We start from the raw sequence: 25,709 nt of genomic DNA on the forward strand, positions 1-25,709 counted from the left end.
AAAATAAATCACATGTCTTTAGATAATTCTTCACCGCTCCAAACAGCTTCATGGAAAGCTTTAGAAAATCATTTCACCGAAATTCATTCGCAGTCAATGAAACAAATGTTTCAAAATGATAGTTCTCGAGCAGATAAGTTCAGCATTCAATGGAACGATTTTTTAGTAGATTTTTCTAAAAACAGAATCAATGATGAAACGCTAAAATTACTTTTAAATTTAGCCGATGAAATGCAGCTTAAAAGTGCTATTTCAAGTTATTTTAATGGAGCAACTATAAATAAGACTGAAGATAGAGCCGTATTGCATACTGCTTTAAGAGCTCCGTCTGATTCAGAGATTAATGTAGATGGTTTAAATGTAGTTGCAGAAATATATGCTGTAAAAGAAAAAATTAAAAATTTTACATACGAAATCACTTCAGGAGTTCGCAAAGGATTCACAGGAAAAGCATTTACGGATGTTGTAAATATCGGTATTGGTGGTTCTGATTTAGGTCCTGCAATGGTTGTCGAAGCTTTAGAATATTATCAAAATAATTTGAACGTACATTTTATCTCGAATATTGATGGCGACCACGTTCAGGAATTATTCAAGAAAATAAATCCAGAAACGACACTTTTTGTAATAGTTTCAAAAACCTTTACCACGCAAGAAACGCTTACTAATTCAGAAACCATTAGAAGTTGGTTTTTACAATCGGCAACTCAAAAAGATGTAGCAAACCATTTTGTAGCAGTTTCAACTAATATTCAAAAAGTCACTGATTTTGGAATCAATGTGGACAATGTTTTTCCAATGTGGGATTGGGTTGGTGGACGGTTTTCATTGTGGAGTGCCGTTGGATTAACGATAAGTTTATCCGTTGGTTATGAAAATTTTGATTCTTTATTAAAAGGTGCGAACGACATGGACGAACATTTTAAAACTGCTGAGTTCGACCAGAATATTCCTGTGATTTTAGCATTATTAAGTATTTGGTACAATAATTTCTTTGACGCCGAAAGCGAAGCAATTATTCCTTACACTCAATATTTACAGAAATTAGCACCTTATTTGCAACAAGGAATTATGGAAAGTAATGGTAAAAGTGTAGATAGAAGTGGAAATAAAATTAGTTATCAAACAGGTACAATTATTTGGGGCGAACCAGGAACCAATTCACAACACGCATTTTTTCAATTGATTCATCAAGGAACAAAACTGATTCCGACCGATTTTATTGGATTTTTAAAACCTTTGTACGGCGATACCAACCACCACGATAAATTGATGTCGAACTTTTTTGCACAAACCGAAGCACTTTTAAACGGAAAAACCGAAGACCAAGTTCGAGCTGAATTTACAAAATTAGATTACTCCACAGGTAGAGCAGATTTTTTAACACCCTTTAAAGTTTTTGAAGGAAATAAACCCACAAATACGATTCTATTAGAGAAATTAAGTCCGCAAACATTGGGTTCATTAATCGCAATGTATGAACATAAAATTTTTGTTCAAGGTGTAATTTGGAATATATTTAGTTATGACCAATGGGGTGTTGAGTTGGGAAAACAGCTGGCAAATTCGATTTTGCAAGAAATAAATTCGGAAGTTGTGAAAAATCATGATGCATCAACCACCGCATTATTGAATTATTATTTAGCACATAAAAAGTAAGCGAAATCTCCTAGTTCAAAAGCAGTTGAGTTCTTATTTTTTGATAAATTAAAGTCTTGTGACTACTCAAGACATTTTTTGTGCAAATTTTTAACTATATTTGATTTCCAAAAAATTTAAAATTATGTACGAATTTATTCAAAACGCACATTCAGGCTGGGCTTATTTAGTAATATTTTTTTTGCTAATCGCTGTAATTAATGCTTTTGTCGGACTTTCTTCGAAAAAAGAATTTACAGATAAGGATAAGAAATTAGCTTTATTTGCATTAATTTTCACCCACGTTCAACTTTTGTTTGGACTAGTTCTTTACTTTGTTTCGCCAATGGGAAAAGCAGTTGTTGGAGAAATGAAGGATTCTGCCTTAAGATTGACTTGGCTTGAACATCCTTTACTTAATATTATTGCAATTATTTTAATTACTATCGGATGGTCAAAACATAAAAAATTGACCACTTCACATGCTAAATTCAAAACTTTTGCGGTATTTTATACCATCGGATTAGCATTAATTCTTTTAAGAATCCCCTATAAATTATGGTTTTAAAACCTGAAAAGCTTCAATGAAATGGAGCTTTTTTTATTTTAAGGTATAGTATTTGTTTAAAATAATAAATCCTATAATCCAGAAAACACATGAAACATAAATTCACCATACTACTTTTACTTGTACTTACAGGTTTGTTCTTAAGTAGTTTTTCGCATACAAATTTATATTTTCAGGAACCTAAAAAGGTTTTTCAAGATACAATTAATAAAAACGCATCAGTCGCTGATAGTTTGGGTTTAGCTGCCAATCTCAATCTGACCCTTCATAAAAAAAATGGTATTGCTTCGTACTATCATAATAAGTTTAACGGTAGAAGAACTGCTAGTGGAACTAAATTTGACAATGAGAAATATACGGCTGCACATCGAAAGCTAGCATTTGGAACGAAAGTAAAGGTTACAAATGAAGCCAATGGAAAATCTGTAATTGTTGTTATAACTGATAGAGGTCCATTTAGTAAAGGTCGTGAAATCGATTTGTCTCGACGTTCATTCATGGATATCGCATCTAATAAAAAAGCTGGTACTTTAAAGGTTACAGTGGAAATAATTAATTGAAACACTTAATGAATTCATTTTACAAATTTTTAATAATCTTTCTTTCATCTGTTTTTCTTGTCAGTTGTTCTTCGTCAAAAAATGTTTCCGGAAAAGTTATTAATAAGAAAGGACATGCTTCTTATTATGCAGATAAATTTAACGGTCGTAAAACTGCAAGTGGCGAACGGTTTAGTAATCGGAAATTAACCGCAGCTCATCGGAAGTTAGCTTTTGGAACCAAACTCAAGGTAACAAATGTGGTTAATAAAAAATGGGTTTTGGTTACCGTAAACGACCGAGGCCCCTTTATTAAATCCCGTGATATCGATTTATCTAAAGAAGCTTTTATGCAAATTACAGATAATAAGAATCATGGAATTCTTACCGTTACTATAGAAATTATAAAATAAGCCAGTTTTTAACTGGTTTTTTTATGCTCAAAATTTCCCAAAACAACTTTAACAAAACATTAAGTTCGCCTAGTTCGTATTTATCCGAACCTAATATATCTTTGCACAAAATTTACAGTTTATGAATAATATTGAAAAAGAAAAATTAGAACTCATTGAGATGTTTGGGGTTTTCTTTGAAAGTACCCATCACTTACCACCATTGGCTTCACGAATTTTAGGAAATTTAATTCTTGATGGTTGTAAATCAGGTTTAACATTTGAAGATCTAGTAGTTCGAATGTCGGCCAGTAAAAGTACCGTTTCCACGAGTTTGAATTTATTGCTCAAAACCGAAATGATAACTTATTATACCTTGACGGGAGATCGAAAGAAATATTTTAAACCCTCGCCTTTTAGCAATCGTTTACAAACCTATCTTAAAATGATTGACCTCGAAAAAGTACTGATTGAGAAAATGATGAGCTATCGGGAAAAAACAGTTTCATGTCCCGAAGAACGTTGCAATCTTGAAAACATGCAAGAATATAAAAAACACGTATTGACGGTTGAATCGCTTTTAGAGAATACCATGCAAAGATTTAAAGAAATAGAAAATAATAATAACCAAAATCAAATATAATACTCAAATGAAAAAGATTTCAATAACTTCTTTGATACTTGCGATAGTACTTGTTTCTTGTGGTAAGAAAGAAGAACAGCAAATGCCTGCTCAAGGTCCAGCTCCCTTTCCTGTAGAAACAGTAATAAAAGAAGACGCAACAATTTACGAAGAATATACTGCTAATTTAGAAGGACAACAAAACGTTGAAATTCGTCCGAAAGTAAATGGATTTATCCAAAAAATCTATGTGGATGAAGGACAAATGGTTAAGAAAGGTCAGTTGCTTTTCAAATTAGAAACAGAAACTTTATCACAAGATGCAGGTGCTGCAAAAGCAATGGTTCAAGCTGCTCAAGTAGAGGTAGACCGATTGAAACCTTTAGTTGATAGAAAAATCATCAGTAATGTACAATTAGAAACGGCTAAAGCAAAATTGGCTCAAGCCAAAAGCGCTTACGGAAGTGTAGCTGCAAATATCGGTTACGGAACAATCACTTCGCCAGTAAATGGAGTTGTAGGAAGTTTACCTTACCGTGAAGGAAGTTTAGTTAGTGCAACAAGCGAAATGCCTTTGACTACAGTCTCAGATTCGAAAGTTATGAGAGCTTATTTTACAATGAATGAGAAGCAATTGCTTTCTTTCAATAGAATCTTTAAAGGTGCAAATACAGTTGAAAAATTAAAAAATGTTCCTGAAGTTTCTCTTTTATTAGTAGATGATTCAGAATATAACGTTAAAGGAAAAATTGCAACCATAAACGGATTGGTTAATCCACAGACGGGAACTACAGAATTCAGAGCCGAATTCAATAATCCAGAAGGACTTTTGCGAAGCGGAAGTACGGGAATTATTCGTTTGCCAATTGTACAAAAGGACGTAATTATTGTACCACAAAATGCTGTTTTTGAAGTGCAAGGAAAACAATTGATTTACGTGGTTGGTGAAGGTAATAAAGTAAAATCGACCATCATTACAACTAATGGCGTTTCTGGAATGAACTTTATTGTAACGGACGGACTTTCTGAAGGTGACGTTGTTGTTGTAGAAGGTGCTTCGAAATTGAAAGACGATATGGAAATTGTACCTCAAGGAAAAACGCCACAGCCTCAAACGGCTACAGATTCAGTAGCCAGAATAGAAACTCCAATTAAAAAATAATTCAAGATGTTAAAAATGTTTATCGAAAGACCGGTTTTATCGACCGTAATTTCAATCCTGATTACCATTCTTGGTGTTTTAGGGCTCATGTCTCTTCCGGTAGAGCAATATCCGGAAATTGCACCTCCAACGGTTCAAGTTAGTGCCACTTATACGGGTGCCAATGCCGAAACGGTTTTGAATAGTGTGGTTATTCCATTAGAGGAAGAAATCAATGGTGTGGAAGGAATGACTTACATGACTTCTTCTGCAGCAAATGACGGTTCGGCTAAAATTTCTGTTTATTTTGAATTGGGTGTTGACCCAGATATTGCAGCGGTAAACGTACAAAATCGGGTAGCTAGAGCGACTTCAAAGTTGCCTCAAGCCGTGATTCAAACAGGAGTTACAACTGTTAAAAGTCAGACAAGTGCTTTGATGTTTATGGCTTTGTATTCTAAAAACAAGGAATATGATGAGACTTATATTCAGAATTATGCCAAAATTAATTTGGTACCAAAGTTACAACGTGTAAAAGGTGTTGGACAAGTAAATGTTTTCGGTGCCAAAGATTATTCCATGCGTATTTGGATTGACCCAGAAAAAATGGCAAGTTATAACATTGCCCCAAAAGATGTTCAAGCAGCTTTAATAGAACAAAATGTAGAAGCGGCTCCAGGTAAATTTGGAGAAAATGCCGAAGGCGTTTATGAATATGTAATCAAATATAAAGGACGTCTTTCTGAAGTTTCCGACTATGAAAACATCATTATAAAAGCGACAGGAAATGGAAATTTCTTACGTTTAAAAGATGTGGCTACTGTTGAATTAGGGGGTTTCAATTATGGAACTAAAAATATTGCAATGGGTAACCAAGGTGTTGCTATTGGAATTTTTCAAACGTCAGGTTCAAATGCACAAGATATTATTACAGAAGTTTTAGATATTGTTAATGAAGCAAAACCAGGTTTTCCTCCAGGAGTGGATTACGTGATTCCGTATAACACCAAAACATTTTTGGATGCTTCTATTGACAAAGTAATTTCAACATTGATTGAAGCCTTTTTATTGGTTTTCTTGGTAGTTTATATTTTCTTACAAGATTTTAGGTCTACCTTAATTCCTGCAATTGCAGTTCCCGTAGCCATTATTGGTACGTTCTTTTTCTTGCAAATTTTTGGATTCTCGATTAATATGTTGACGCTATTTGCAATGATTCTGGCAATTGGTATTGTCGTCGATGATGCCATTGTGGTCGTTGAAGCGGTTCACGCTAAATTGGACGAAGGTGCAAAATCAGGAAAAGAAGCTACAATTTCAGCGATGAGCGAAATTACAGGTGCGATTATCTCGATTACATTAGTAATGGCGGCGGTATTTATTCCGGTTTCGTTTTTAAGTGGACCATCAGGAGTATTCTACCAACAATTTGCAATTACATTGGCTGTGGCGATTTTGATTTCAGCAATAAATGCATTGACGTTAAGTCCGGCTTTATGTGCTTTGTTATTAAAACCACACAAAGATTCAGTACATGCTAAGAAAAATTTCAAAGACCGTTTCTTTATTGCATTCAACACGAATTTCGATAGAATGAACAATCGATACGTTCAATCTTTAAAGTTTTTAGGAAGAAAAAAATGGATTGCTGTAACAGGATTAGTAGTATTTACTGGAATTACAGTTTTATTATTCCAAACAACTCCTTCTGGATTTATTCCGAATGAAGATAGAGGAATTATCATGGCCGATTTAACACTTCCTCCAGGAACGACATTGGAGAAAACGGAAAAAGCGGTGATGGAATTAGATTCAATTTTAGCGTCGATGGATATCGTAGAAGCAAGAATGAACGTCGTTGGATTTAGTTTGTTAAATCAAGTTAATGGTGGTTCATACGCTTTTACGGTAATCAAATTGAAAGATTGGAGCGAACGAAAAGACGATAACCAATCGGTAGATGCGGTTGTGAAAGAATTATTTGGACGAACTGCTCACTTTAAAGATGCAAAAGCCTTGTTTTTTACACCTCCAAGTGTTCAAGGTTTTGGTTCAGCAGATGGTTTTGAGATGAAAATTCAAGACAAAGGTGACGATAGTTGGCAAAAAGTAAGTCAAGTGTCGAATGAGTTTTTAGGAGCGTTAATGCAACGTCCAGAGATTCAATATGCAATGACGAATTTTAACCCATCTTTCCCGCAATATGAAATGGATGTCAATGTAGAACGTGCTAAAGATGCTGGGATTTCATTGACGGATATTTTCAACACGATGCAAGGCTATTATGGTGGATTGTACACGACCGATTTTAATAAATTTGGTAAACAATACCGTGTAATGATTCAAGCAAAACCGGAAGATAGAGCAGATGAATCATCTATAAATAACATTTACATCAGAAACGCTTCAGGTCAACAAGTGGCAATTAGTCAGTTTGTGAGTTTGAAACGTATCTACGGTCCAGAAGCGGTTGCCCGATTTAATTTATTAAAAGCGGTAAATGTAAATGGTAAAGCAAATCCAGGATTTAGTTCAGGAGATGCAATTGCAGCAGTTCAAGAAGTAGCGGCGGAACATTTGCCAAAATCATATACGTATGAATTTTCTGGAATGACACGTGAAGAAATTTTAGCAGGAAATCAAGCCATTGGTGTATTCTTGTTGAGTTTGATTTTTGTTTACTTTTTATTGAGTGCTCAATATGAAAGTTATCTGGTACCACTTTCTGTAATTCTTTCATTACCTGTAGGAATTGCTGGAGCGATTGGATTTGTGAAACTCGCTGGATTGGAAAATAATATTTATTTCCAAGTGGCTTTAGTCATGTTGATTGGTTTATTGGCCAAGAACGCTATTTTAATTGTAGAGTTTGCAATACAACGACGCCGACACGGAATGGATTTAATGCAAGCTGCAATTGAAGGTTCAAAAGCACGATTACGTCCCATTTTGATGACGTCTTTAGCATTTATCTTCGGATTATTACCATTGGCTTTGGCTTCAGGAGTTGGTGCTGTTGGAAACCGTTCTATCGGAATGGGTGCTGTAGGAGGAATGTTAGTGGGAACTGTTTTTGGAGTTTTTGTAATTCCAATTCTATTTGTAATCTTTCAAGGATTGCAAGAGCGAATTTCAGGAAAACCTGAAGAAACTGATGTTGAAATACTTTAAAGTTAAGAAAATGAACAAGAGAATATATAAAATTGTACTTCCCGTATTGGTTGCTTTTGTAATGCAATCGTGTTTTACGGCAAAAACATACGAACGTCCAGAAGTGCAAACAGATAATTTGTATCGAATGGAAACGGTTTCTACTGACACAACTTCTTTAGGAGATTTGGCTTGGAACAAATTATTTACGGATCCGATTTTGCAAGAGCATATTACTAATGGTTTGCAAAATAATTTTGACATTCGCATTGCCATGCAAAATATTGCTGCATCGGAAGCTTATATGAAACAAGGAAAAGCAGGTTATTTTCCGTCCATTGGACTTGGTGCAGATTGGACTCACAATGAGTTGTCTAGAAATTCACAATTCGGAGCATTGTTGCAAGACAGAAATACCGACCAATATCAGTTAACAGGAAACCTTTCTTGGGAAGCAGACATTTGGGGAAAAATTCGAAGTAATAAAAGAGCAACAAGTGCATCTTACCTTCAAACTTTAGCAGCTAAACAAGCAGTTCAAACGCAATTGATTGCAAATATTGCTAAAAATTACTTCCAATTGTTGTCGCTTGACGCACAATTAAAAGTGGTGGACAGCACATTAGTAAACCGTTCGGAAAGTATTGAGGTAATTAAAGCCTTGAAAGAAGCTGGAAGTGTAACAGAAGTGGGCGTTCGTCAAACGGAAGCTCAATTGTACACAACCCAATTGATTAAGGAAGATTTGAAAAACTCGATTATGGTTTTGGAAAATTCGTTCAATATATTATTAGGTGAAGGTTCAAAAAAAGTAAATCGTTCTACTTTAGTAACCCAAAATATTACGGCTGATGTAAAAGTAGGTGTTCCAACAATGTTGTTAAGAAAACGTCCGGATGTGATAGCTGCTGAATACAACATGATTTCAAATTTTGAAATGACCAATGTCGCTAGAAGTGAGTTTTATCCTTCCTTTAAAATTACAGCAACCGGAGGATTACAAAGTATTGACTTGAAAGAATGGTTTAGTGCGAATTCTTTGTTTGCCAATGTAGTAACGGGATTGACACAACCTTTGTTTAATAAACGTCAAATTAGAACAAAGTTTGAAGTAGCCAAAGCCAATCAAGAAAAAGCATTTTTGGAATTTCAGAAAACTTTATTAATAGCAGGAAGAGAAGTTTCTGATGCGTTGCAAGATTACACTAATGAAACTACAAAACTTGAAATTCGTAAAAAACAAGTAGAATCATTAAAATCCGCAGCTGGTTTTTCAGATGAGCTGTTAGAATATGGATTGGTAAACTATTTAGAAGTTTTAACTGCCAAAGACCAAGCGTTAAACACAGAACTGAATTTGATTAACAATCAATACAACCAATACAATGCTATTATTACCCTTTACCGAGCTTTAGGTGGCGGAAATTAAAGAGTAAATAGTTTTATTTTAAAACCCATACCTTATTTAGAGGTATGGGTTTTTTTATTCATTAATTTTTAATCGATTCCGAACATATTCAATTTCGGTTTTTCCATGCGCTTTTGGTTTTCCATCTTCGTCCAAACTTACCATCGTGATGGTATCGATTGAAATAATGGTGTCCCAAGTCATAATATTTCGTACTTCGCACTTTAAAGTCAAAGAGGAGTTTCCAAATTTGACAACATCAATCCCTATTTCGATAATATCACCTTGTTTTGCCGAACTTCTAAAATTAATTTCGGACATGTGTTTAGTGACTATTCTGGTGTTTTCCAATTGAATGATAGAGTAAAGTGCTAATTCTTCATCAATCCATGCTAATAATTTCCCTCCAAACAATGTTGAATTGGGGTTTAAATCTTCGGGTTTTACCCATTTCCTAGTGTGAAATCGCATATTCGTAAAGTTTTCAAGTAGTTACAAAAAAATAACGCAGTAAAATGTTGACTAAGTTTCAAAAATAGTTAAATTTGCACTCATATTATAAAATATCATAAAATATATAGCTCTGCAACATTGTTTTGAGATTGTTATAAAATTTTTTACAAACTTTATAATATTACTATTTGATGGCGCTTTTTAGTAAATTTTTCGCAATCAAATGACGTAATTTTATCAAAATTTTTGTTAAAATAGTTTTGCAGGTCAAATATATGGCGTTATTTTGTAGTCGAATTAAACGATAAAAATTATGAAAAAGATTTTACTTACATTAACAGGTGTTTTAGCATTAAGTACAGCTTATGCTCAAACAGATGACAACATGAATGAAGCTACTTCAACAAGTTCAGATTACAATAGATGGTCTGTAGAAGTTGCTGGTGGTGTTAACAAGGTCCAAAGACCTATATCTACAGGTTATTTTCAAAGTACCCCAAGCTTTTACAATGCTGATTTTGGAGTGAGATACATGTTTAATAACAAATTTGGTTTAAAACTAGATGCAGGTTATTATAATTTATCTGAAGATAGTGATTCTATGGAATTTGAAAGTCACTACTACAGAGCAGATTTACAAGCTGTAGCTAACTTAGGTCGTATTATGAGCTTTGAAACATGGACGAACACATTTGGTTTGTTAGGTCACGCAGGTTTTGGTTATGCACAATTGAAAACTGAAGACAAAGCCTTTACAGACAGAATGCTAAATTTTATGGCTGGAGTTACAGGGCAAATAAGGCTAAGTAACAGAGTAGCATTAACAGGAGATTTCTCTACGATTTTTAATGCGCGTCAAGATATGGCATGGGATGGACAAAATCCAGCTAATGTTGGAAGAGGATTTCAAGGAATTATGTTTCAAGGTACTGCAGGTGTCACGTTCTATTTAGGTGGAGCTGAAAAACATGCTGACTGGTTTGCAATGGATTCTATGCTACAACAAAAAATTGATGACTTAGAAGGTAGACTTGCAACAATTGAAACTGGGTTAACTGATTCGGATCAAGATGGTATTCCAGATATGTTTGATGCAGAACCAAATTCTATGGCTGGTGTTGCAGTTGACCAAAAAGGTAGAACAATTGACCGTAACGGTAATGGAATTGCTGACGAATTAGAGCGTTATTTTGATACAAAGTACGGTACATCTAATGCTACTGCAAGTTCAGGAGCTGATGTCAAGTCATTAATCAACGACGGATACGTTAATGTATATTTTGATTTCAACTCAGCTAATCCAACAACTGAATCAGTTGCAGGAATTAATTTCTTAGTAAAATATTTGAAAGCTAATCCTTCTGCTACAACTGAAGTAATTGGATATGCTGATGAAGTTGGAAATTCTGATTATAACAAATCATTATCTACAAAACGTGCTGAAAAAGTAAAACAAATTTTGGTTGATGCTGGAATTAGCGGTTCAAGATTGATGATTTCTGGAAATGGTGAAGATGCTTCGGTAAATAAATCATCTAAGGAAGCGCGTCAAATCGTAAGAAGAGTTACTTTCAAAATCAAATAATTCTTAGGAATAACATTATAAATGAAAAAACCTGATTCAACTGAATCAGGTTTTTTTTATTCCATAAATAAAGCTTTTAATTCTGTAGCTTCAGAGGGTTTCATCTTTCCCGCTAAAACCAAACTCAGTTGTTTCCGGCGTAAAGCAGCTTCAAAACGCAACTTCTCCAAATCGGTTTCAGGAATTACTTGAGCAACTTCTGTTGGTCTTCCTGTGTCATCAACTGCAACAAAAGTATAAATTGCTTCGTTCGCTTTATTCTTATGTCCCGATTCTCGGTCTTCAATCCAGACGTCAATGTATATTTCCATTGAACTTTTGAAACTACGAGAAACTTTTGCTTCCACGGTTACCACGCTTCCTAAGGGAATTGCACGATTAAAAGCAACATGATTTACAGAGGCAGTGACTACAATTCTTCTTGAATGACGTCGAGCAGCAATACTTGCGGCACGGTCCATTCGCGCTAGTAATTCGCCACCAAATAAGTTGTTTAATGGATTGGTTTCACTAGGTAAGACTAAATCGGTTAAAATGGTTAAGGATTCGGATGCAAATTTTGGAGTCATTTCTTTTTTTAGCAAAGGTACTCACGTTAAAACAAAAATCCCGATGAAACACCGGGATTTTTTATTAATCTTTAATTAGAAGCCAAGCTTCTTTATTTTCAGTTTTGTGAATTTCTTTCAATGCTAGTTGCGATTCCGCATACGTACTGTAACTTCCGTAAAGCACCGGAACCAATCCGTATTTGTTTCGTTCAAGAATTTTTCCATTAAAGCCTTTCGCTTTCAGCATACCTAGTTTTTTCTGTGCATTGGCTTCATTACTAAAAGCGCCTGCTACAATGTGATACGGTTTTTTATCTTCCTTTACCGTCAGAGTCACATTTGGTAACGGATTTTCAATAAAAAAAGTAGCTTCTTGAATTTTATTTTGAACGTCTTTTTGTACTTCAGTTTGCACCATTCTCATTTCCTCGTCCATCTTCGTATCGTACATTTTGTACCCAATACTTCCCGCAGCCGTTAAAGCTAAAATAAAGACAGCGGCATATTTTAAATACGAATTTCGAGAGGAAGATGTCGTTTCAGGCACTAATGCGATTGGTTCTATTTCAACAGATTCAGGTATTTCTCCAATAACTTCTCTTTTTACTAATGGAGAAACATAGCTGTTTAGCCCAAAAGAAGAAGTGTGAAAATTTACTTGACTCGATGCTTCAAAATTCAATGTTCCCGAAGCGTTAAGGTGCAAAGTACCAATACAATTAAGTACAATATTTTGCTGGTTGAGCAAAGCATTTTTCCAAAGAGAAACTTCCTTGGAGATGTTTTGAACGGCAATTTCGTAAGCAATTTTCTCTGCTTGTGCGATGTGATTGGCTAGAAGTCCATCATTATTTTTCAAATGACCGTTGAAGGACAGCACTTTTTTCGGCGGATAAAAGGTATTGGTACTTTCGACCAATTGAGCCGGTTGGATTTCGGTCAAAAAAGCCCCAAATCCAGGTACAGTTACGCATTGGTATCTGTATAAAAGTTGCGCGATATGCTGTTCCATCTTCATAATGGCAAAGTTAGATATTAAGCGTCTGTAACAAAATTTTATCAACAAATTTTATTAACAATTTAAAAAAAATGCTTTAATTTGATATTCAAATATATGCCATGAACGAACAGGAATTATTTTCGCTTTTAGCGCTACAAAAAGTAGAAAAGGTGGGAGATGTAGTTGCTAGAAAATTACTTGGCCATTTTGAAAGTGCAGTTGAAATTTTCAAGGCCAAAGGCAATACCTTGTCGGCAATTGATGGAATTGGTTCTATTTTAGTAAAGAATTTAAAAGACAAAACAGTTTTTGAAAAAGCCGAAGCTGAGTTAAAGTTCATCCAAGACAATGATATTAACGTTCATTATTATAAAGACAACTTATATCCAGATAAACTTAAACATTGCTTTGACGCGCCCATTTTATTGTTTTCGGCTGGAAACATAAACCTTAAACAAACTAAAATCATCAGTATTGTAGGAACGCGTCAAGTTACTTCTCACGGAGCGGAATTTTGCCGCAATCTAATTGCCGAAATCGCTCCATTAAATCCAATAATCGTAAGTGGTTTTGCTTATGGCGTCGATATAATTGCACATCAAGCCGCGATGGAACACAACTTGCAAACGATTGGAGTTTTGGCACACGGATTGAATCAAATTTATCCTTCTTCTCATAAAAAGTATTGTAAAAAGATGGAAGAAAATGGAGGTTTCATGACCGAATTTTGGAGCAGTAGTAATCCAGATAAAGAAAATTTTGTTAAAAGAAACCGCATCGTTGCTGGAATGACAGAAGCTACAATTGTCATTGAATCAGCAGAAAGAGGAGGGTCATTAATCACTGCAATGTTAGCGAATGATTATAATCGCGATGTTTTTGCAGTTCCTGGACGAATAACAGATAAGTTCAGTTTGGGTTGCAACAATTTAATTAAAACACAAAAAGCCAACTTACTGACAAGTGCCGCCGACTTGATTTACATGCTAAATTGGGATATAAAAGAATCCACAAAAGGTGTTCAAAAGCAACTGTTTGTCAATTTACTTCCAGAAGAACAAATTGTTTATGACTTCTTATTACAAAAGGGAAAAGCGGAAATGGATATTATTGCTTTAGAATGTCAGTTTCCTATCTATATTCTGTCGGGAATGTTGTTAAATATGGAATTAAAAGGTATAGTTCGTCCTTTGCCAGGGAAGTTATTTGAAGCTATTTAAACCAAAAAAGCGATACTAATTTGATAGCATCGCTTTCTCAATTTAAATGTGAAATGTAAGTTATTCCATTAAAGTAATTTTTCGCTCTACAGAAGTGTTTTCTCCAGAAACAGCATTTCCGTTAGCATCCATAAGGGTCAATTTAATTATATTTTCGCCCATTGGAAGTCCCGTGATTTGATACGGTCTCCATTCGTCTAACATAATATCTTGACCGTTTACGTTGGCTTGTACTTTATATCCGTCTTTTGCTAAAGTAGTATTTACTATAAAAAAGTCAAGTAAGATTGCTTTAGTGTCGGCACCTTTGTATTCGCCTTTTGGACGGCTGTAAAACAACATTGGCTCGGTAGGAGTGGCTAATTTTTCATAACCTCCTTTGTCGTTAATCTTGAAACGTTCTACTAAAAAAGCGTCTTTTTCTTTCAAAGATTCATGATAGGAACGCGACAAAAACGACATCAAATAATGTTCACTTCCCTTCTTCAATTTCACTTCATGTTCTGGTTTGTACAAAGCAGCATAAGGCTGATTGTCTAAAATAAAGTGAATGTGTTGACCTTGACCTGAATTTGCCATGTGTTCGCCATTATGACCTTCCGTATGCATAGTCAATTCAAAATTGGCAACTTTATAGTTGATTTTGAAAGTCACAGAATCTGCATCAACCGATGTAGCTGTTTCAGAAGCTACCGTAAGTTTCGCACCTGGAAACATTTTAGAATCTTCAATAGGTGTAATCGCTACTTCTGATTTTACAGGTGTTTCAATAGTGGTTTCCGGTGATGTTTCGGTCGCAGCTTTATCTTTACAAGAAGTCATTGTTGCAAGAGCGACAGTTAAAAGACCCAGAGCGGATAAACGTATTTTTTTCATAATAAGAATGTTTTTATATTAATTCCTATAAAATTATACATAACAATTGGCTTGAAAGGAAAGTGGCTATTAAAATTTCCTTAAAATTATTAATAGCCACCTCTTAGCGGTTTTTAAAACCTACAATTCTATAAAAAACCTAATTTTTCTCGTACTCTTTGTAAAACGTTGTTAGCTACTATTTGTGCTTTTTCGGCACCAAGTGCTAGTGCTTCATCGATTTCAGTACGATCAGACATATAATGGTTGTATTTTTCGCGCTCCGTTTTAAAACGATTCACGATAAGTTCAAACAACTCTTGTTTAGCGTGACCCCAACCAAAATCCCGATTTGCATTTTTATATTTGTCGGTCATTTCTTTTATTTGAGTTTCTGTAGCCAATAATTTATAAATGGCAAAAACTTTACACGTTTCAGTATCTTTAGGTTCTTCTAAAGGGGTGCTGTCCGTTTCGATAGACATCACTTGTTTGCGCAATTTTTTATCGTCCAAGAATATATTAATGATATTATTGGCAGATTTACTCATTTTTCCGCCATTGGTTCCAGGAACATATTTGGTATCTTCTTGCAAATAAGACTCAGGTAAAACAAATGTTTCGCCCATTTGGTTATTGAAACGAGCCGCGACATCACGAGTGATTTCTATGTGTTGCAATTGGTCTTTTCCCACTGGAACAAATTCAGCATCATACAATAAAATATCAGCCGCCATCAGCATGGGATAGGTAAACAAACCGGCATTTACATCGCTCAATCTATCGGATTTATCTTTGAATGAATGTGCTAAAGTCAAGCGCTGAAAAGGAAAAAAGCAACTCAAATACCACGATAATTCAGCCGTTTGAGGCACATCAGATTGACGATAAAAAGTAACTTTATTGATGTCAACCCCACAAGCAAGCCAAGTTGCAGCTGTACTGTACGTATTTTCTCTTAATGTTTCTCCGTCTTTTATTTGCGTGATGGAATGTAAATCAGCAATAAAAAGAAACGTTTCGTTTTCGGGTTTTTTTGATAATTCGATTGCAGGAATAATCGCTCCCAAAAGATTGCCTAAATGGGGAGTTCCTGTACTTTGAATTCCCGTTAGAATTTTTGCCATAATCAACTTAATTTTAGCAAAGGTACCGATTTTCGTAAAAAGTAAGGATTGAATTCTTACATTTGGAAAACTTAAATCAATTGTTTTTAGAATTTATCATTAAACAACTACGGAATGCGATTTTTTAAAATCATTTTTTGGACTATTTGGAGAATTTGGTTTTTCTTAATGATGGGAATCATTATGATTGGCATGGGCCCAATTTTATTTGTTACCAGTTTAAAGGAAGAGTGGTATCCTTATTTTTTCTTCTTTGCTCGAATTTGGGGCAAAGGCACCTTACTTTTATCAGGACTTTACTACCGTATAGAGCGCGAAACAAAACTTGAAAAAGGAAAAAGTTATATGTTTGTTGCCAATCATACCTCAATTTCTGACATCATGCTGATGTTGGCAGTGGTAAAAAATCCATTTGTTTTTGTAGGAAAAATAGAATTGGCAAAAATTCCAATATTTGGCTATTTTTACAAAAGAACGTGCATTTTAGTCGACCGTTCCAATTCTAAAAGCCGAATGGGAGTTTTTGAAAGAGCTCAAAAAAGATTAAATAGCGGCTTGAGTATTTGTATTTTTCCGGAAGGAGGCGTTCCAAGTGATGAAACTATTGTTTTGGATGAATTTAAAGACGGTGCTTTTAGACTGGCAATTGAACACCAAATTGCAATTGTACCTATAACTTTTGCTGATAATAAAAAACGCCTTTCATATACTTTTTTTAGTGGTGGTCCGGGAATTATGCGGGCTAAAGTGCATCAATCCATTCCCACTGTGGGAAAAACTTTAAGTGATAAGAAAGAAATTAAAGATGAAACTAGGACTGTAATTTACCATCAGTTGCTCAAATTTAATGCTTGATTTTCTTGAAACACGTTCCAATACAACACTTCTATTTACCTTCCCTTTTTTGTAATTCCTATGTCGTACCATAAGTGCTGCTGGTTTTTAGTAACGCATTATTTATTAAATTTAAAGCAGCACTATTTGTAGCAACATGCGTTTTGTAGGATATATAATTTACAGTTACTCATGTAAAAGTCGAATTTGTATCGACTTCTTATGGTAATACTTGAAAAAGTAATTACTTTACATCGTTATGATATAGTAGTACTTGAAAAAGTAATTACTTTACATCGTTATGATATAGTAGTACTTGAAAAAGCATTTACTTTACATCGTTATGATATAGTAGTGCTTGAAAAAGCATTTACTTTACATCGTTATGATATAGTAGTACTTGAGAAATCAATTACTTTACATCGTTATGATATAGTAGTACTTGAGAAATCAATCATTTTACAGCGTTCTGCAAATGGATTATTGATAAAAGGAATTGATTGATGATATTGACGTATATAATTGCTATTCAAACAAAAATGATTTACAACATTATAGGAATGTTAATCAACAGAAATAATTTTGCTAAAATTTAAAACTAACTCCTGTATATAAACCTACAAAGTAAGGCTTGAAGTTTCCGTCATTTCCACTAAAAGTATTGAACTGATATTTGAAAGTAGGTTCAAAATGCGCTTCGAAACTTTTCCAAAATTCGTAATTGAAACCCAATCCAATGTTGCTGCTAAAGTGAATATTATTTAAATTATTGGCTTTGCCTAAACCCATCGTTGTAGTTGAAGATTGAACAGATATAGTGTTCTCATTTAAAAAAAGAGTACTCAATCCTCCAATTACGTGAATCCCAAATTTACGATTTATTAAAGCATACGAAAGCTCCATTGGCACTTCATAATAACCCATTGTTTGGTTTAAAATACCACTTTCCATATTCTGTGAATTGTCTTCAAAAGGACGTAAACCGTCTGCGTTATTTGCACTAAATACTTCCATGTGGGACATTGAATCATCGGCATTTAGTGTGCTGAATCCAGGGGAGTTCAACGCTCCAAAAAATACAACGTCATTTGTTGCATATCCTAAAGTTAATTTATTAACACCCGTCCTTACAGTTAGTTTTTTGTTTACGGCATATTGAACACCAATTCCTACACTCAAATTATTTTCATAAGTCTTGCTGTTTTCTTCAAATTGAGTTTCGATAGGTGAACCATTTGTTGCAGAATTAAAATAAACAGGAGCGACATTCGTAGTTACTTGCCACCGATTCAACTTAGCGGTGGCAAGAACTTCTTCTCCTTTTTCATTTTTCTTTTTTAGAATTTCTTCTAAGGGGTTCGTTTCAGATGCTAAAACAGTTGCTGTAGAATCTATATCTTTTGTTGTTTTGTTTAATTTTTCAATAGTATTTTCACTTTGAATAGCGGTATTAATTACATCTGAATTATTTACAAACTTATTTTTTTTACTTGAATTTTCAGCAGACGAATCAAATTCGATTCTTCCTTTTGAAGCAGTTTTGTTTTCAATCAAATCTTGGTTCAGATTTTCCATAGAATTATTGGCGACAGCGGTATTTTCAGTAGCTTCGTTTTTGTTCTTTTTCGTGTAAATAGTAGTTGCTTTTCCGCGATTTTTCTTAAAATTCTGGTTTAAAATTCCTTTCGAATCATTCTCACTTTTAGAAGGTTTAGTGTTTTCTATAGCAATTATCGTTTCTGTACTTTTCGATGGATTTAAGGGAGTTTCGTTAGCATTTAAATTATTTTTATCTAAAGAAATGGCTTCACTCTCAATTGTAATCGTACTTTCGGTTGAAGGTGTGGAGTTTAATTTATTTGGAGTGGCATTTTTAACTTCTTTTGGAGCAACAACAACAGAAGGCTCTACAATAATAGGATTTGAAAGCGTATTAAATGCCAAAAACGCAAGCACAAATCCCGCTGCAATTCCCGAAAGTTTCCACCATAATGGAATAATTTTTCGTTTTTTCTTTTCATGCAAAGCATCGTGAATGTTGTTCCAAATCTTTTCATTGGGAACTGATTCAAAATCCTTAAAGCGTTCTTGAAATAAACGGTCTATGTTTTTTTTATCATTCATTTTGTGGAAGGTAAGCTGTTTTTTCCAGTATGATGGTCTATTTTTTCTTTCAAAATTATTCGGGCTCGTGCCAAATTAGATTTGGTGGTTCCGGTAGTGATTTCAAGCATTTCTGCAATTTCTTTGTGTGAATATCCGTCGAGAACATAAAGGTTAAAAACCATTCTGTAACGGTCGGGTAATTCTTGAATGATTTGCATTAAATAATCTAACGAAATGTTTTCGTCGTCAATTTCAGGAATGTCTTCTTCGACTATTGTATCGTTTACAACTTCTAGAAATCGAACTTGAGTGCGGTATTTTTGCAACGCATTGTTAATCATAATTCGTTTTGCCCAACCTTCAAAAGAACCTTTAAACTGAAACTGTTCAATCTTTTTAAAAATAATAATAAAACCATCTTGCATATTGTCTTCAGCTTCAGCGTAATTAGTTGAATACTTCAGACAGACGCCAAAAAACTTTGGAGCTAATAATTTATAAATTTGCTCTTGGGCTTTAGCGTCATTCTTTTTACAATCATTTATGAGTTGGTCTAAACCCAATGGTTTTTCTATTTATTGGTTATTGACAGGAATAATTACTTCTTCAAAAACATCTTCGCCATTATCATCTTTGCCTTTGTAAAATTTAAATATATAAGACGAAGTGTTTACCACTTCAAACTGGAACGTTCCTTGTTTTGGTTCTTCGTCAGGTAATGCTGTACAATTGTTTTTGTCAAGCACTAAGGATTGAACAGCAATAATTCTTGTACTGTCCTTTTTTTCAAAATAAAGCGTTTGGCTGGCGTGACAATTATTTGGTCTTTTGAAAAAGATACTTATAGTATAAACTTTTCCAAAATCGAAAGACTCAGGGACTTCAAAACTTTCTACAGGCAAGAAATCATAATAATATTTACTCTCGTTATCGTCCACTGAACATGAAATAGCAATGAAAGATACAAAAAGTAAAAGGACTAATTTTTTCATTTTTAAAAACATTTATTTAGTATTAAGATGAACAAAACTGTTTTGGGTTGCGTGCTAAACATAAAAAAAACCGCTTCAAATAGTTTTGAAGCGGTTTTTAAAAATGATAACATTTCGCTAATGCGAATTATTTGTTATTTTCTTTTATTCTGTCTTTGATTTTAATCTCCAGTTCATCCGCTAATTCCGGATTGTCTTTTATTAAAGATTTAACTGCGTCACGTCCTTGACCTAATTTAGTTTCACCGTAACTGAACCAAGAACCTGCTTTTTTAACGATTTCAAATTCAACGGCTAAATCAAGAATTTCTCCCGTTTTAGAAACTCCTTCTCCGTACATGATGTCAAATTCAGCCACTTTAAATGGTGGAGCGACTTTATTTTTAACCACTTTTACTTTGGTTCTGTTTCCAATAACGTTATCACCGTCTTTAATTTGCGAAGAACGACGAATATCTAAACGTACAGAAGCATAAAATTTCAAGGCGTTTCCACCTGTTGTAGTTTCTGGGTTCCCGAACATCACTCCAATTTTCTCTCTCAACTGGTTGATGAAGAAAACGGTACAATTTGTTTTGCTAATCGTTCCTGTAAGTTTTCTTAATGCTTGCGACATCAATCTTGCGTGAAGTCCCATTTTAGAATCACCCATTTCACCTTCAATTTCACTTTTTGGTGTCAATGCGGCAACGGAGTCAATAACAACAATATCAATTGCTCCAGATCGGATTAGGTTTTCGGCAATTTCTAAGGCTTGTTCCCCATTATCGGGTTGCGAAATGATTAAGTTTTCAATGTCAACTCCCAATTTCTCTGCATAGTTTCTGTCAAAAGCATGTTCGGCGTCGATAAAAGCAGCGATTCCGCCAGCTTTTTGTGCCTCAGCAATTGCGTGAAGTGTCAAAGTTGTTTTTCCAGATGATTCCGGACCGTATATTTCAATAACTCTTCCTCGTGGATAACCATTTACACCAAGTGCTAAATCTAGGCCTAATGAACCTGAAGAAATAGTTTCTACTTCTTCAACCGCTTTATCGCCCATCTTCATTACGGTTCCTTTTCCGTAAGTTTTGTCAAGTTTATCAAGCGTTAACTGTAAGGCTTTTAACTTGTTTTCTTTTTCTGTACTCGTCTTTTCTTTCATGGTATTGGCACTTATTTTTCGTAAAAATACTTCTTTTTAGAATGCAAATTACTTAAATGTATATTATTTTTTTTTGATATTAGTTTCTTAATTGGTGCAAACGTGAAACATATTTTCCAATCACATCAAATTCCAAATTGATTTTCGTTCCGACTTCAAAATTCCTGAAATTCGTATGTTTATACGTATAAGGAATAATCGCTACACTAAATTGATTTTGCCTTGAATTAACTACCGTCAAACTTACCCCATTAATAGTAATAGAACCTTTTTCAATAGTGAGATTGTTTAATTTTTCATCATATTCAAAAGTGTAATACCAACTTCCATTGGCGTTTTCTACACCTTTACAAATCCCAATTTGGTCTACATGACCTTGAACAATATGTCCGTCTAACCGGTCGCCGAGTTTCATCGCTCGTTCTAAATTGACTAAATCTCCTTTCTTCCACTCGCCAACATTTGTTTTTTCAATCGTTTCACGAATTGCCGTAACTGTATATGAATCGTTGGCAATTGCCACGACGGTTAAACAAACGCCATTATGAGCAACGCTTTGATCGATTTTTAATTCGACTGTTATCGCTGCAGTAATGGTCAAGTGAAGGTTATCTTGGTCTTGGCGAACTTCTTTAACGGTTCCAAGGGATTCTATAATTCCGGTAAACATTTGTTGTTTTATTTTACTAAATTTGTAACCTCAAAATTAGCAATAAATAACTTGAAGTAAATGAAAAAAGCAGAAAATATAATCGTTGGAATTTCGATTGGAGATTTAAACGGTATTGGAAGCGAAATCGTATTAAAGACATTTGAAGATGCTCGAATGCTTGAAATGTGTACACCCGTTATTTTTGCAAATGTAAAAACGCTTTCTTTTTTGCGTAAAAGTTTTGAGTCAACAGCTCCTTTGCATGGAATTGATAAATTAGACCAAATTATTCCTGGAAAAATTAATGTTTTGAATCTTTGGCGCGAGCCAATCCAGTTGGAGTACGGTGCAAATAATGAAATTGTGGGTCAGTATGCCATCAAATCTTTTAAAGCTGCAACCCAAGCCTTGAAAGAAGAAACTATAGATGTTTTAGTTACGGCGCCAATTAATAAGTATAATATTCAGTCCGAAGAATTTAAATTTCCAGGCCACACGGATTATTTAGACCAAGAATTAGAAGGAAATGCTTTGATGTTAATGGTGAGCGGTTCGCTTCGTGTAGGATTAATGACGGATCACATTCCTGTAAATGAAATCGCTTCCCATTTGACGGAAGCTTTGATAAGAAAAAAGATTTCTACGATAAATAAATGCTTAACACAAGATTTTAGTATTCATAAACCTCGAATTGCAGTTTTAGGACTTAATCCTCATGCTGGAGACGGTGGAGTTATTGGCACGGAAGACGAAAAATTGATTCGACCGGTTATTAAAAAGATGTTTGAAGAAGGAGTTATGGTTTTTGGACCCTATCCAGCGGATGGTTTTTTTGGTAGCAACCAATATGAAAAATTTGATGCCGTAATTGCAACTTATCACGACCAAGGACTGATTCCGTTCAAAACTTTATCGTTTGGAAATGGTGTAAATTATACGGCTGGCTTAAATAAAATTAGAACGTCGCCCGATCACGGAACGGCTTATGATATTGCTGGAAAAGATTTAGCAGATTATAATTCGTTTAAAGAAGCTGTTTATCTGGCACTTGACGTGTATAAATCTCGAAATGAGTACGCTGAAATTAGCAAAAGACCTCTAAAAACAAGAGAAAAACAGTTATAAACAAAAAAATGTTTATAACCCTTTTGATTATGCAATAAATTTATATCTTTGCACTCCGATTCTAGGATTCTAGAAAAGGGCAAATTGTTGTTACTATGAAAAAGTTAAATGAATATTTAATCCCTTTTGTAGGATTAAAATTAGGAAAACACCAGTTTGAGTATCAAATTAATAGAACGTTCTTTGATTACTTTGAATTTGACGAATTTGAAAACGCAAATATTAAAGTTGAATTAGTTCTGGAAAAGAAAAGTTTGATGCTGGAATTAAACTTTAAGCATAAAGGTACTGTTTATGTTCCATGTGACGTAACAGGCGAGATGTTTGACTTACCAATCAAAGGAGAATTGAGAGTGGTAGTTCAGTTTGGAGATGAGTTTAATAATGAGAATGATGAATTGTTGATTTTGCCTCACGGCGAACATCAAATAGATATTTCACAGTATATCTATGAAATGATTGCTTTATCAGTTCCATTAAAACGAGTACATCCAGGAGTTGAAGACGGAACATTACAGTCAGCTGCATTAGATAAGTTGAATGAACTGAAAGTGACCGAAGTAAAAGAAGAAGTTGAAGAAGAAAAAGAAATAGACCCACGTTGGGACAAATTAAAACAACTATTAACGGATAAATAATATAGTAAAATGGCACATCCTAAAAGAAAAATCTCGAAAACAAGAAGAGATAAGAGAAGAACGCATTATAAAGCTACAGTAGCTCAAATCGCGACATGTCCAATCACTGGAGAAGCACATTTATACCACAGAGCTTACTGGCATGAAGGTAAAATGTACTACAGAGGACAAGTTGTTATTGACAAGTCAACTGTTGCTCTTGCATAATACCCATTTGCATACAAAATTTAAACTCTCCAATGCGAGAGTTTTTTTTGTTGTTTAAAATTTAGTATGAATTACTGCAGGTAAAATATTTAGGTTTAGAAATTTTTTTGTAATTTCAACAACTTTTCTGTTTCAATTTGGCAGGGAATAAACTTACAATCTTATGAGTACAATTACAGCCGCAATAACTGCTGTCGGAGGCTACGTTCCTGATTTTGTGTTGACCAATAAACTATTGGAAACCATGGTAGATACCAATGATGAGTGGATTACCTCACGAACGGGTATTAAGGAAAGAAGGATATTAAAAGACGATAATTTAGGCACTTCATATCTTGCTATAAAAGCAGCCGAAGACTTGATTGCAAAAGGAAATATCGACCCTTTAGAAATCGACTTAGTCATAGTCGCTTCGACAACACCTGATTTACCTGTTGCTGCAACTGCCGTTTATGTGGCTACAAAAATTGGAGCTACGAATGCATTTGCATATGATTTGCAAGCGGCTTGTTCGGGTTTTTTATACGCAATGTCAACTGCGGATGCCTACATTAAATCTGGAAAATATAAAAAAATATTGATAATTGGTGCCGATAAAATGTCATCCATTATTGATTATACGGATCGTGCCACTTGTATCATCTTCGGAGATGGAGCAGGTGCCGCTCTTTTTGAACCTAACTATGAAGGTTTAGGTATCCAAGATGAATTTTTAAGAAGTGATGGCATAGGTCGTGATTTTCTAAAAATTGATGCAGGTGGTTCTTTACTTCCCGCTTCAGCCGAAACCGTTGCAAACCGTCAACACTACGTTTTTCAAGACGGAAAAACAGTTTATAAATATGCCGTATCTGGTATGGCAGACGTTAGCGAGAAAATTTTACAAAGAAATAACCTTACAAATAACGACGTAGATTGGTTAATTGCTCATCAGGCAAATAAAAGAATCATTGACGCAACAGCAAATAGAATTGGTTTGGAAGAAGAAAAAGTATTGATTAATATTCACAAATATGGAAATACTACTTCAGGAACTTTACCATTATTGCTTTTTGATTTCGAGAAAAAATTTAAAAAGGGAGACACGTTAATTTTTGCAGCTTTTGGCGGCGGATTTACCTGGGGTTCTATTTATCTTAAATGGGCATACTAACAAAAACAAACAAATTATAACTAAAATATAATAATTATGGAGTTAAAAGAAATTCAAAACCTAATTAAATTTGTAGCAGCTACGGGTGTTGCAGAAGTGAAGTTAGAAATTGATAATGTAAAAATTACCATTAAAACGACACTTGGAGAATCTTCGCCAGAAATTACGTATTTGCAACAAGCGCCAATGGCTCAACAGCCAATGCAACAAGCTGCTCCAACTCAAGCTGCTCCACAAGCACAAATTGCTGCTGCTCCAGAAGTGGATGAGAATGCGAAATACATTACTATCAAATCTCCAATCATCGGAACGTTTTACAGAAAACCATCGCCAGACAAACCAATGTTTGTTGAGGTTGGAACTTCAATTGGAAAAGGAGATGTACTTTGTGTAATCGAAGCGATGAAATTATTCAACGAAATCGAATCAGAAGTTTCAGGTAAAATCGTCAAAGTATTGGTGGACGATATGTCACCAGTAGAATTTGACCAACCTTTATTTTTAGTAGACCCGTCTTAAATAATTATAAATTATGAATTTCGAATTGGTTTCTCCAAATCCTTTTCTATAATTCATAATTGATAATTCATAACTCATAATTAAAAAAAG

Annotated in this window: 27 protein-coding genes; 17 read left to right on the forward strand and 10 right to left on the reverse strand. The window is 34.4% G+C overall.

Annotated features, from left to right (window positions below; all coding sequences use genetic code 11):
- The first annotated feature begins 12 nt into the window (after nucleotides 1-12).
- The 8 genes from pgi to ACQ5J2_RS04055 all read left to right on the forward strand — a co-directional run bounded on the left by pgi (nucleotide 13) and on the right by ACQ5J2_RS04055 (nucleotide 9,479).
- Nucleotides 13-1,659, forward strand: a complete 1,647-nt coding sequence (gene pgi / locus ACQ5J2_RS04020) for a glucose-6-phosphate isomerase (protein ID WP_432672448.1) — start codon at nucleotides 13-15, stop codon at nucleotides 1,657-1,659.
- A gap of 124 nt (nucleotides 1,660-1,783) precedes the next feature.
- A complete protein-coding gene (locus ACQ5J2_RS04025; protein WP_432672449.1) occupies nucleotides 1,784-2,206 on the forward strand; it encodes a hypothetical protein in 423 nt (140 codons plus the stop codon).
- An 89-nt stretch (nucleotides 2,207-2,295) separates the two neighbouring features.
- The gene (locus ACQ5J2_RS04030; protein ID WP_432672450.1) at nucleotides 2,296-2,766 is read left to right on the forward strand and encodes a septal ring lytic transglycosylase RlpA family protein; all 471 of its coding nucleotides are present in this window, start codon (nucleotides 2,296-2,298) and stop codon (nucleotides 2,764-2,766) included.
- A gap of 8 nt (nucleotides 2,767-2,774) precedes the next feature.
- Nucleotides 2,775-3,158 carry a septal ring lytic transglycosylase RlpA family protein gene (locus ACQ5J2_RS04035; protein WP_432672451.1) on the forward strand — a complete coding sequence of 128 codons (384 nt, stop codon included), beginning with the start codon at nucleotides 2,775-2,777 and terminating at the stop codon, nucleotides 3,156-3,158.
- Between the two features lie 121 nt (nucleotides 3,159-3,279).
- On the forward strand, nucleotides 3,280-3,780 hold the full coding sequence (locus ACQ5J2_RS04040) for a GbsR/MarR family transcriptional regulator (RefSeq protein ID WP_432672452.1): 501 nt from the start codon (nucleotides 3,280-3,282) through the stop codon (nucleotides 3,778-3,780).
- A gap of 7 nt (nucleotides 3,781-3,787) precedes the next feature.
- On the forward strand, nucleotides 3,788-4,921 hold the full coding sequence (locus ACQ5J2_RS04045) for an efflux RND transporter periplasmic adaptor subunit (protein ID WP_432672453.1): 1,134 nt from the start codon (nucleotides 3,788-3,790) through the stop codon (nucleotides 4,919-4,921).
- 6 nt (nucleotides 4,922-4,927) lie between these two features.
- Nucleotides 4,928-8,071 (forward strand): efflux RND transporter permease subunit, encoded by a 3,144-nt coding sequence (locus tag ACQ5J2_RS04050; protein ID WP_432672454.1) that lies wholly within the window; start codon nucleotides 4,928-4,930, stop codon nucleotides 8,069-8,071.
- A gap of 10 nt (nucleotides 8,072-8,081) precedes the next feature.
- Nucleotides 8,082-9,479 (forward strand): efflux transporter outer membrane subunit, encoded by a 1,398-nt coding sequence (locus ACQ5J2_RS04055; RefSeq protein WP_432672455.1) that lies wholly within the window; start codon nucleotides 8,082-8,084, stop codon nucleotides 9,477-9,479.
- Nucleotides 9,480-9,533: 54 nt separating this feature from the next.
- Here the strand turns inward: ACQ5J2_RS04055 and ACQ5J2_RS04060 are convergent, their stop codons facing one another.
- A complete protein-coding gene (locus tag ACQ5J2_RS04060; protein WP_432672456.1) occupies nucleotides 9,534-9,929 on the reverse strand; it encodes an acyl-CoA thioesterase in 396 nt (131 codons plus the stop codon).
- Nucleotides 9,930-10,224: 295 nt separating this feature from the next.
- Here ACQ5J2_RS04060 and ACQ5J2_RS04065 point away from each other — a divergent pair, with 295 nt between their 5' ends.
- A complete protein-coding gene (locus ACQ5J2_RS04065; protein WP_432672457.1) occupies nucleotides 10,225-11,496 on the forward strand; it encodes an OmpA family protein in 1,272 nt (423 codons plus the stop codon).
- Nucleotides 11,497-11,552: 56 nt separating this feature from the next.
- On the opposite strand, the gene ACQ5J2_RS04070 is transcribed toward ACQ5J2_RS04065, so the two are convergent.
- Together ACQ5J2_RS04070 and ACQ5J2_RS04075 are read right to left on the reverse strand one after the other, a co-directional pair.
- Complete coding sequence (locus tag ACQ5J2_RS04070) at nucleotides 11,553-12,065, reverse strand: acyl-CoA thioesterase (RefSeq protein ID WP_432672458.1); 513 nt, start codon at nucleotides 12,063-12,065, stop codon at nucleotides 11,553-11,555.
- Nucleotides 12,066-12,129: 64 nt separating this feature from the next.
- Nucleotides 12,130-13,059, reverse strand: coding sequence for an SPOR domain-containing protein (locus ACQ5J2_RS04075; protein ID WP_432672459.1), 930 nt, complete (start codon nucleotides 13,057-13,059; stop codon nucleotides 12,130-12,132).
- Between the two features lie 107 nt (nucleotides 13,060-13,166).
- On the opposite strand from ACQ5J2_RS04075, the gene dprA reads away from it, so the two are divergent.
- Nucleotides 13,167-14,267, forward strand: a complete 1,101-nt coding sequence (gene dprA, locus ACQ5J2_RS04080) for a DNA-processing protein DprA (RefSeq protein WP_432672460.1) — start codon at nucleotides 13,167-13,169, stop codon at nucleotides 14,265-14,267.
- 60 nt (nucleotides 14,268-14,327) lie between these two features.
- Here the strand turns inward: dprA and ACQ5J2_RS04085 are convergent, their stop codons facing one another.
- Nucleotides 14,328-15,143 (reverse strand): hypothetical protein, encoded by an 816-nt coding sequence (locus tag ACQ5J2_RS04085; protein ID WP_432672461.1) that lies wholly within the window; start codon nucleotides 15,141-15,143, stop codon nucleotides 14,328-14,330.
- A 128-nt stretch (nucleotides 15,144-15,271) separates the two neighbouring features.
- Nucleotides 15,272-16,249, reverse strand: a complete 978-nt coding sequence (gene trpS / locus ACQ5J2_RS04090; RefSeq protein ID WP_432672462.1) for a tryptophan--tRNA ligase — start codon at nucleotides 16,247-16,249, stop codon at nucleotides 15,272-15,274.
- A 114-nt stretch (nucleotides 16,250-16,363) separates the two neighbouring features.
- On the opposite strand from trpS, the gene ACQ5J2_RS04095 reads away from it, so the two are divergent.
- Together ACQ5J2_RS04095 and ACQ5J2_RS04100 are read left to right on the forward strand one after the other, a co-directional pair.
- Nucleotides 16,364-17,104, forward strand: a complete 741-nt coding sequence (locus ACQ5J2_RS04095) for a lysophospholipid acyltransferase family protein (RefSeq protein WP_432672463.1) — start codon at nucleotides 16,364-16,366, stop codon at nucleotides 17,102-17,104.
- Nucleotides 17,105-17,305: 201 nt separating this feature from the next.
- Nucleotides 17,306-17,587, forward strand: coding sequence for a hypothetical protein (locus ACQ5J2_RS04100; protein WP_432672464.1), 282 nt, complete (start codon nucleotides 17,306-17,308; stop codon nucleotides 17,585-17,587).
- Between the two features lie 81 nt (nucleotides 17,588-17,668).
- Here ACQ5J2_RS04100 and ACQ5J2_RS04105 read toward each other — a convergent pair whose 3' ends face one another.
- From ACQ5J2_RS04105 to ACQ5J2_RS04125, 5 genes are all read right to left on the reverse strand, one after another.
- Nucleotides 17,669-19,207: a hypothetical protein gene (locus tag ACQ5J2_RS04105; protein ID WP_432672465.1), complete on the reverse strand. Its 1,539-nt coding sequence runs from the start codon at nucleotides 19,205-19,207 to the stop codon at nucleotides 17,669-17,671.
- Nucleotides 19,204-19,752: an RNA polymerase sigma factor gene (locus ACQ5J2_RS04110; protein WP_432672466.1), complete on the reverse strand. Its 549-nt coding sequence runs from the start codon at nucleotides 19,750-19,752 to the stop codon at nucleotides 19,204-19,206. The genes ACQ5J2_RS04105 and ACQ5J2_RS04110 overlap by 4 nt, the downstream gene beginning before the upstream one ends.
- 12 nt (nucleotides 19,753-19,764) lie before the next feature.
- Nucleotides 19,765-20,181, reverse strand: coding sequence for a hypothetical protein (locus ACQ5J2_RS04115; protein WP_432672467.1), 417 nt, complete (start codon nucleotides 20,179-20,181; stop codon nucleotides 19,765-19,767).
- A gap of 127 nt (nucleotides 20,182-20,308) precedes the next feature.
- Nucleotides 20,309-21,325 (reverse strand): recombinase RecA, encoded by a 1,017-nt coding sequence (gene recA, locus ACQ5J2_RS04120; protein ID WP_432672468.1) that lies wholly within the window; start codon nucleotides 21,323-21,325, stop codon nucleotides 20,309-20,311.
- A 79-nt stretch (nucleotides 21,326-21,404) separates the two neighbouring features.
- A complete protein-coding gene (locus tag ACQ5J2_RS04125) occupies nucleotides 21,405-21,995 on the reverse strand; it encodes a riboflavin synthase (protein ID WP_432672469.1) in 591 nt (196 codons plus the stop codon).
- Between the two features lie 60 nt (nucleotides 21,996-22,055).
- Here ACQ5J2_RS04125 and pdxA point away from each other — a divergent pair, with 60 nt between their 5' ends.
- The 5 genes from pdxA to accB all read left to right on the forward strand — a co-directional run bounded on the left by pdxA (nucleotide 22,056) and on the right by accB (nucleotide 25,619).
- Nucleotides 22,056-23,102: a 4-hydroxythreonine-4-phosphate dehydrogenase PdxA gene (gene pdxA, locus ACQ5J2_RS04130; RefSeq protein WP_432672470.1), complete on the forward strand. Its 1,047-nt coding sequence runs from the start codon at nucleotides 22,056-22,058 to the stop codon at nucleotides 23,100-23,102.
- 95 nt (nucleotides 23,103-23,197) lie between these two features.
- Nucleotides 23,198-23,740 (forward strand): YceD family protein, encoded by a 543-nt coding sequence (locus ACQ5J2_RS04135; protein ID WP_432672471.1) that lies wholly within the window; start codon nucleotides 23,198-23,200, stop codon nucleotides 23,738-23,740.
- 9 nt (nucleotides 23,741-23,749) lie between these two features.
- Nucleotides 23,750-23,947, forward strand: a complete 198-nt coding sequence (gene rpmF / locus ACQ5J2_RS04140; RefSeq protein WP_432672472.1) for a 50S ribosomal protein L32 — start codon at nucleotides 23,750-23,752, stop codon at nucleotides 23,945-23,947.
- Nucleotides 23,948-24,110: 163 nt separating this feature from the next.
- Nucleotides 24,111-25,100 (forward strand): beta-ketoacyl-ACP synthase III, encoded by a 990-nt coding sequence (locus ACQ5J2_RS04145; protein ID WP_432672473.1) that lies wholly within the window; start codon nucleotides 24,111-24,113, stop codon nucleotides 25,098-25,100.
- A 36-nt stretch (nucleotides 25,101-25,136) separates the two neighbouring features.
- The gene (gene accB, locus ACQ5J2_RS04150) at nucleotides 25,137-25,619 is read left to right on the forward strand and encodes an acetyl-CoA carboxylase biotin carboxyl carrier protein (protein ID WP_432672474.1); all 483 of its coding nucleotides are present in this window, start codon (nucleotides 25,137-25,139) and stop codon (nucleotides 25,617-25,619) included.
- Nucleotides 25,620-25,709 lie beyond the last annotated feature (90 nt).

It is taken from the genome of Flavobacterium sp. SM2513, from assembly GCF_050908145.1.
Taxonomy (GTDB): Bacteria; Bacteroidota; Bacteroidia; order Flavobacteriales; family Flavobacteriaceae; genus Flavobacterium.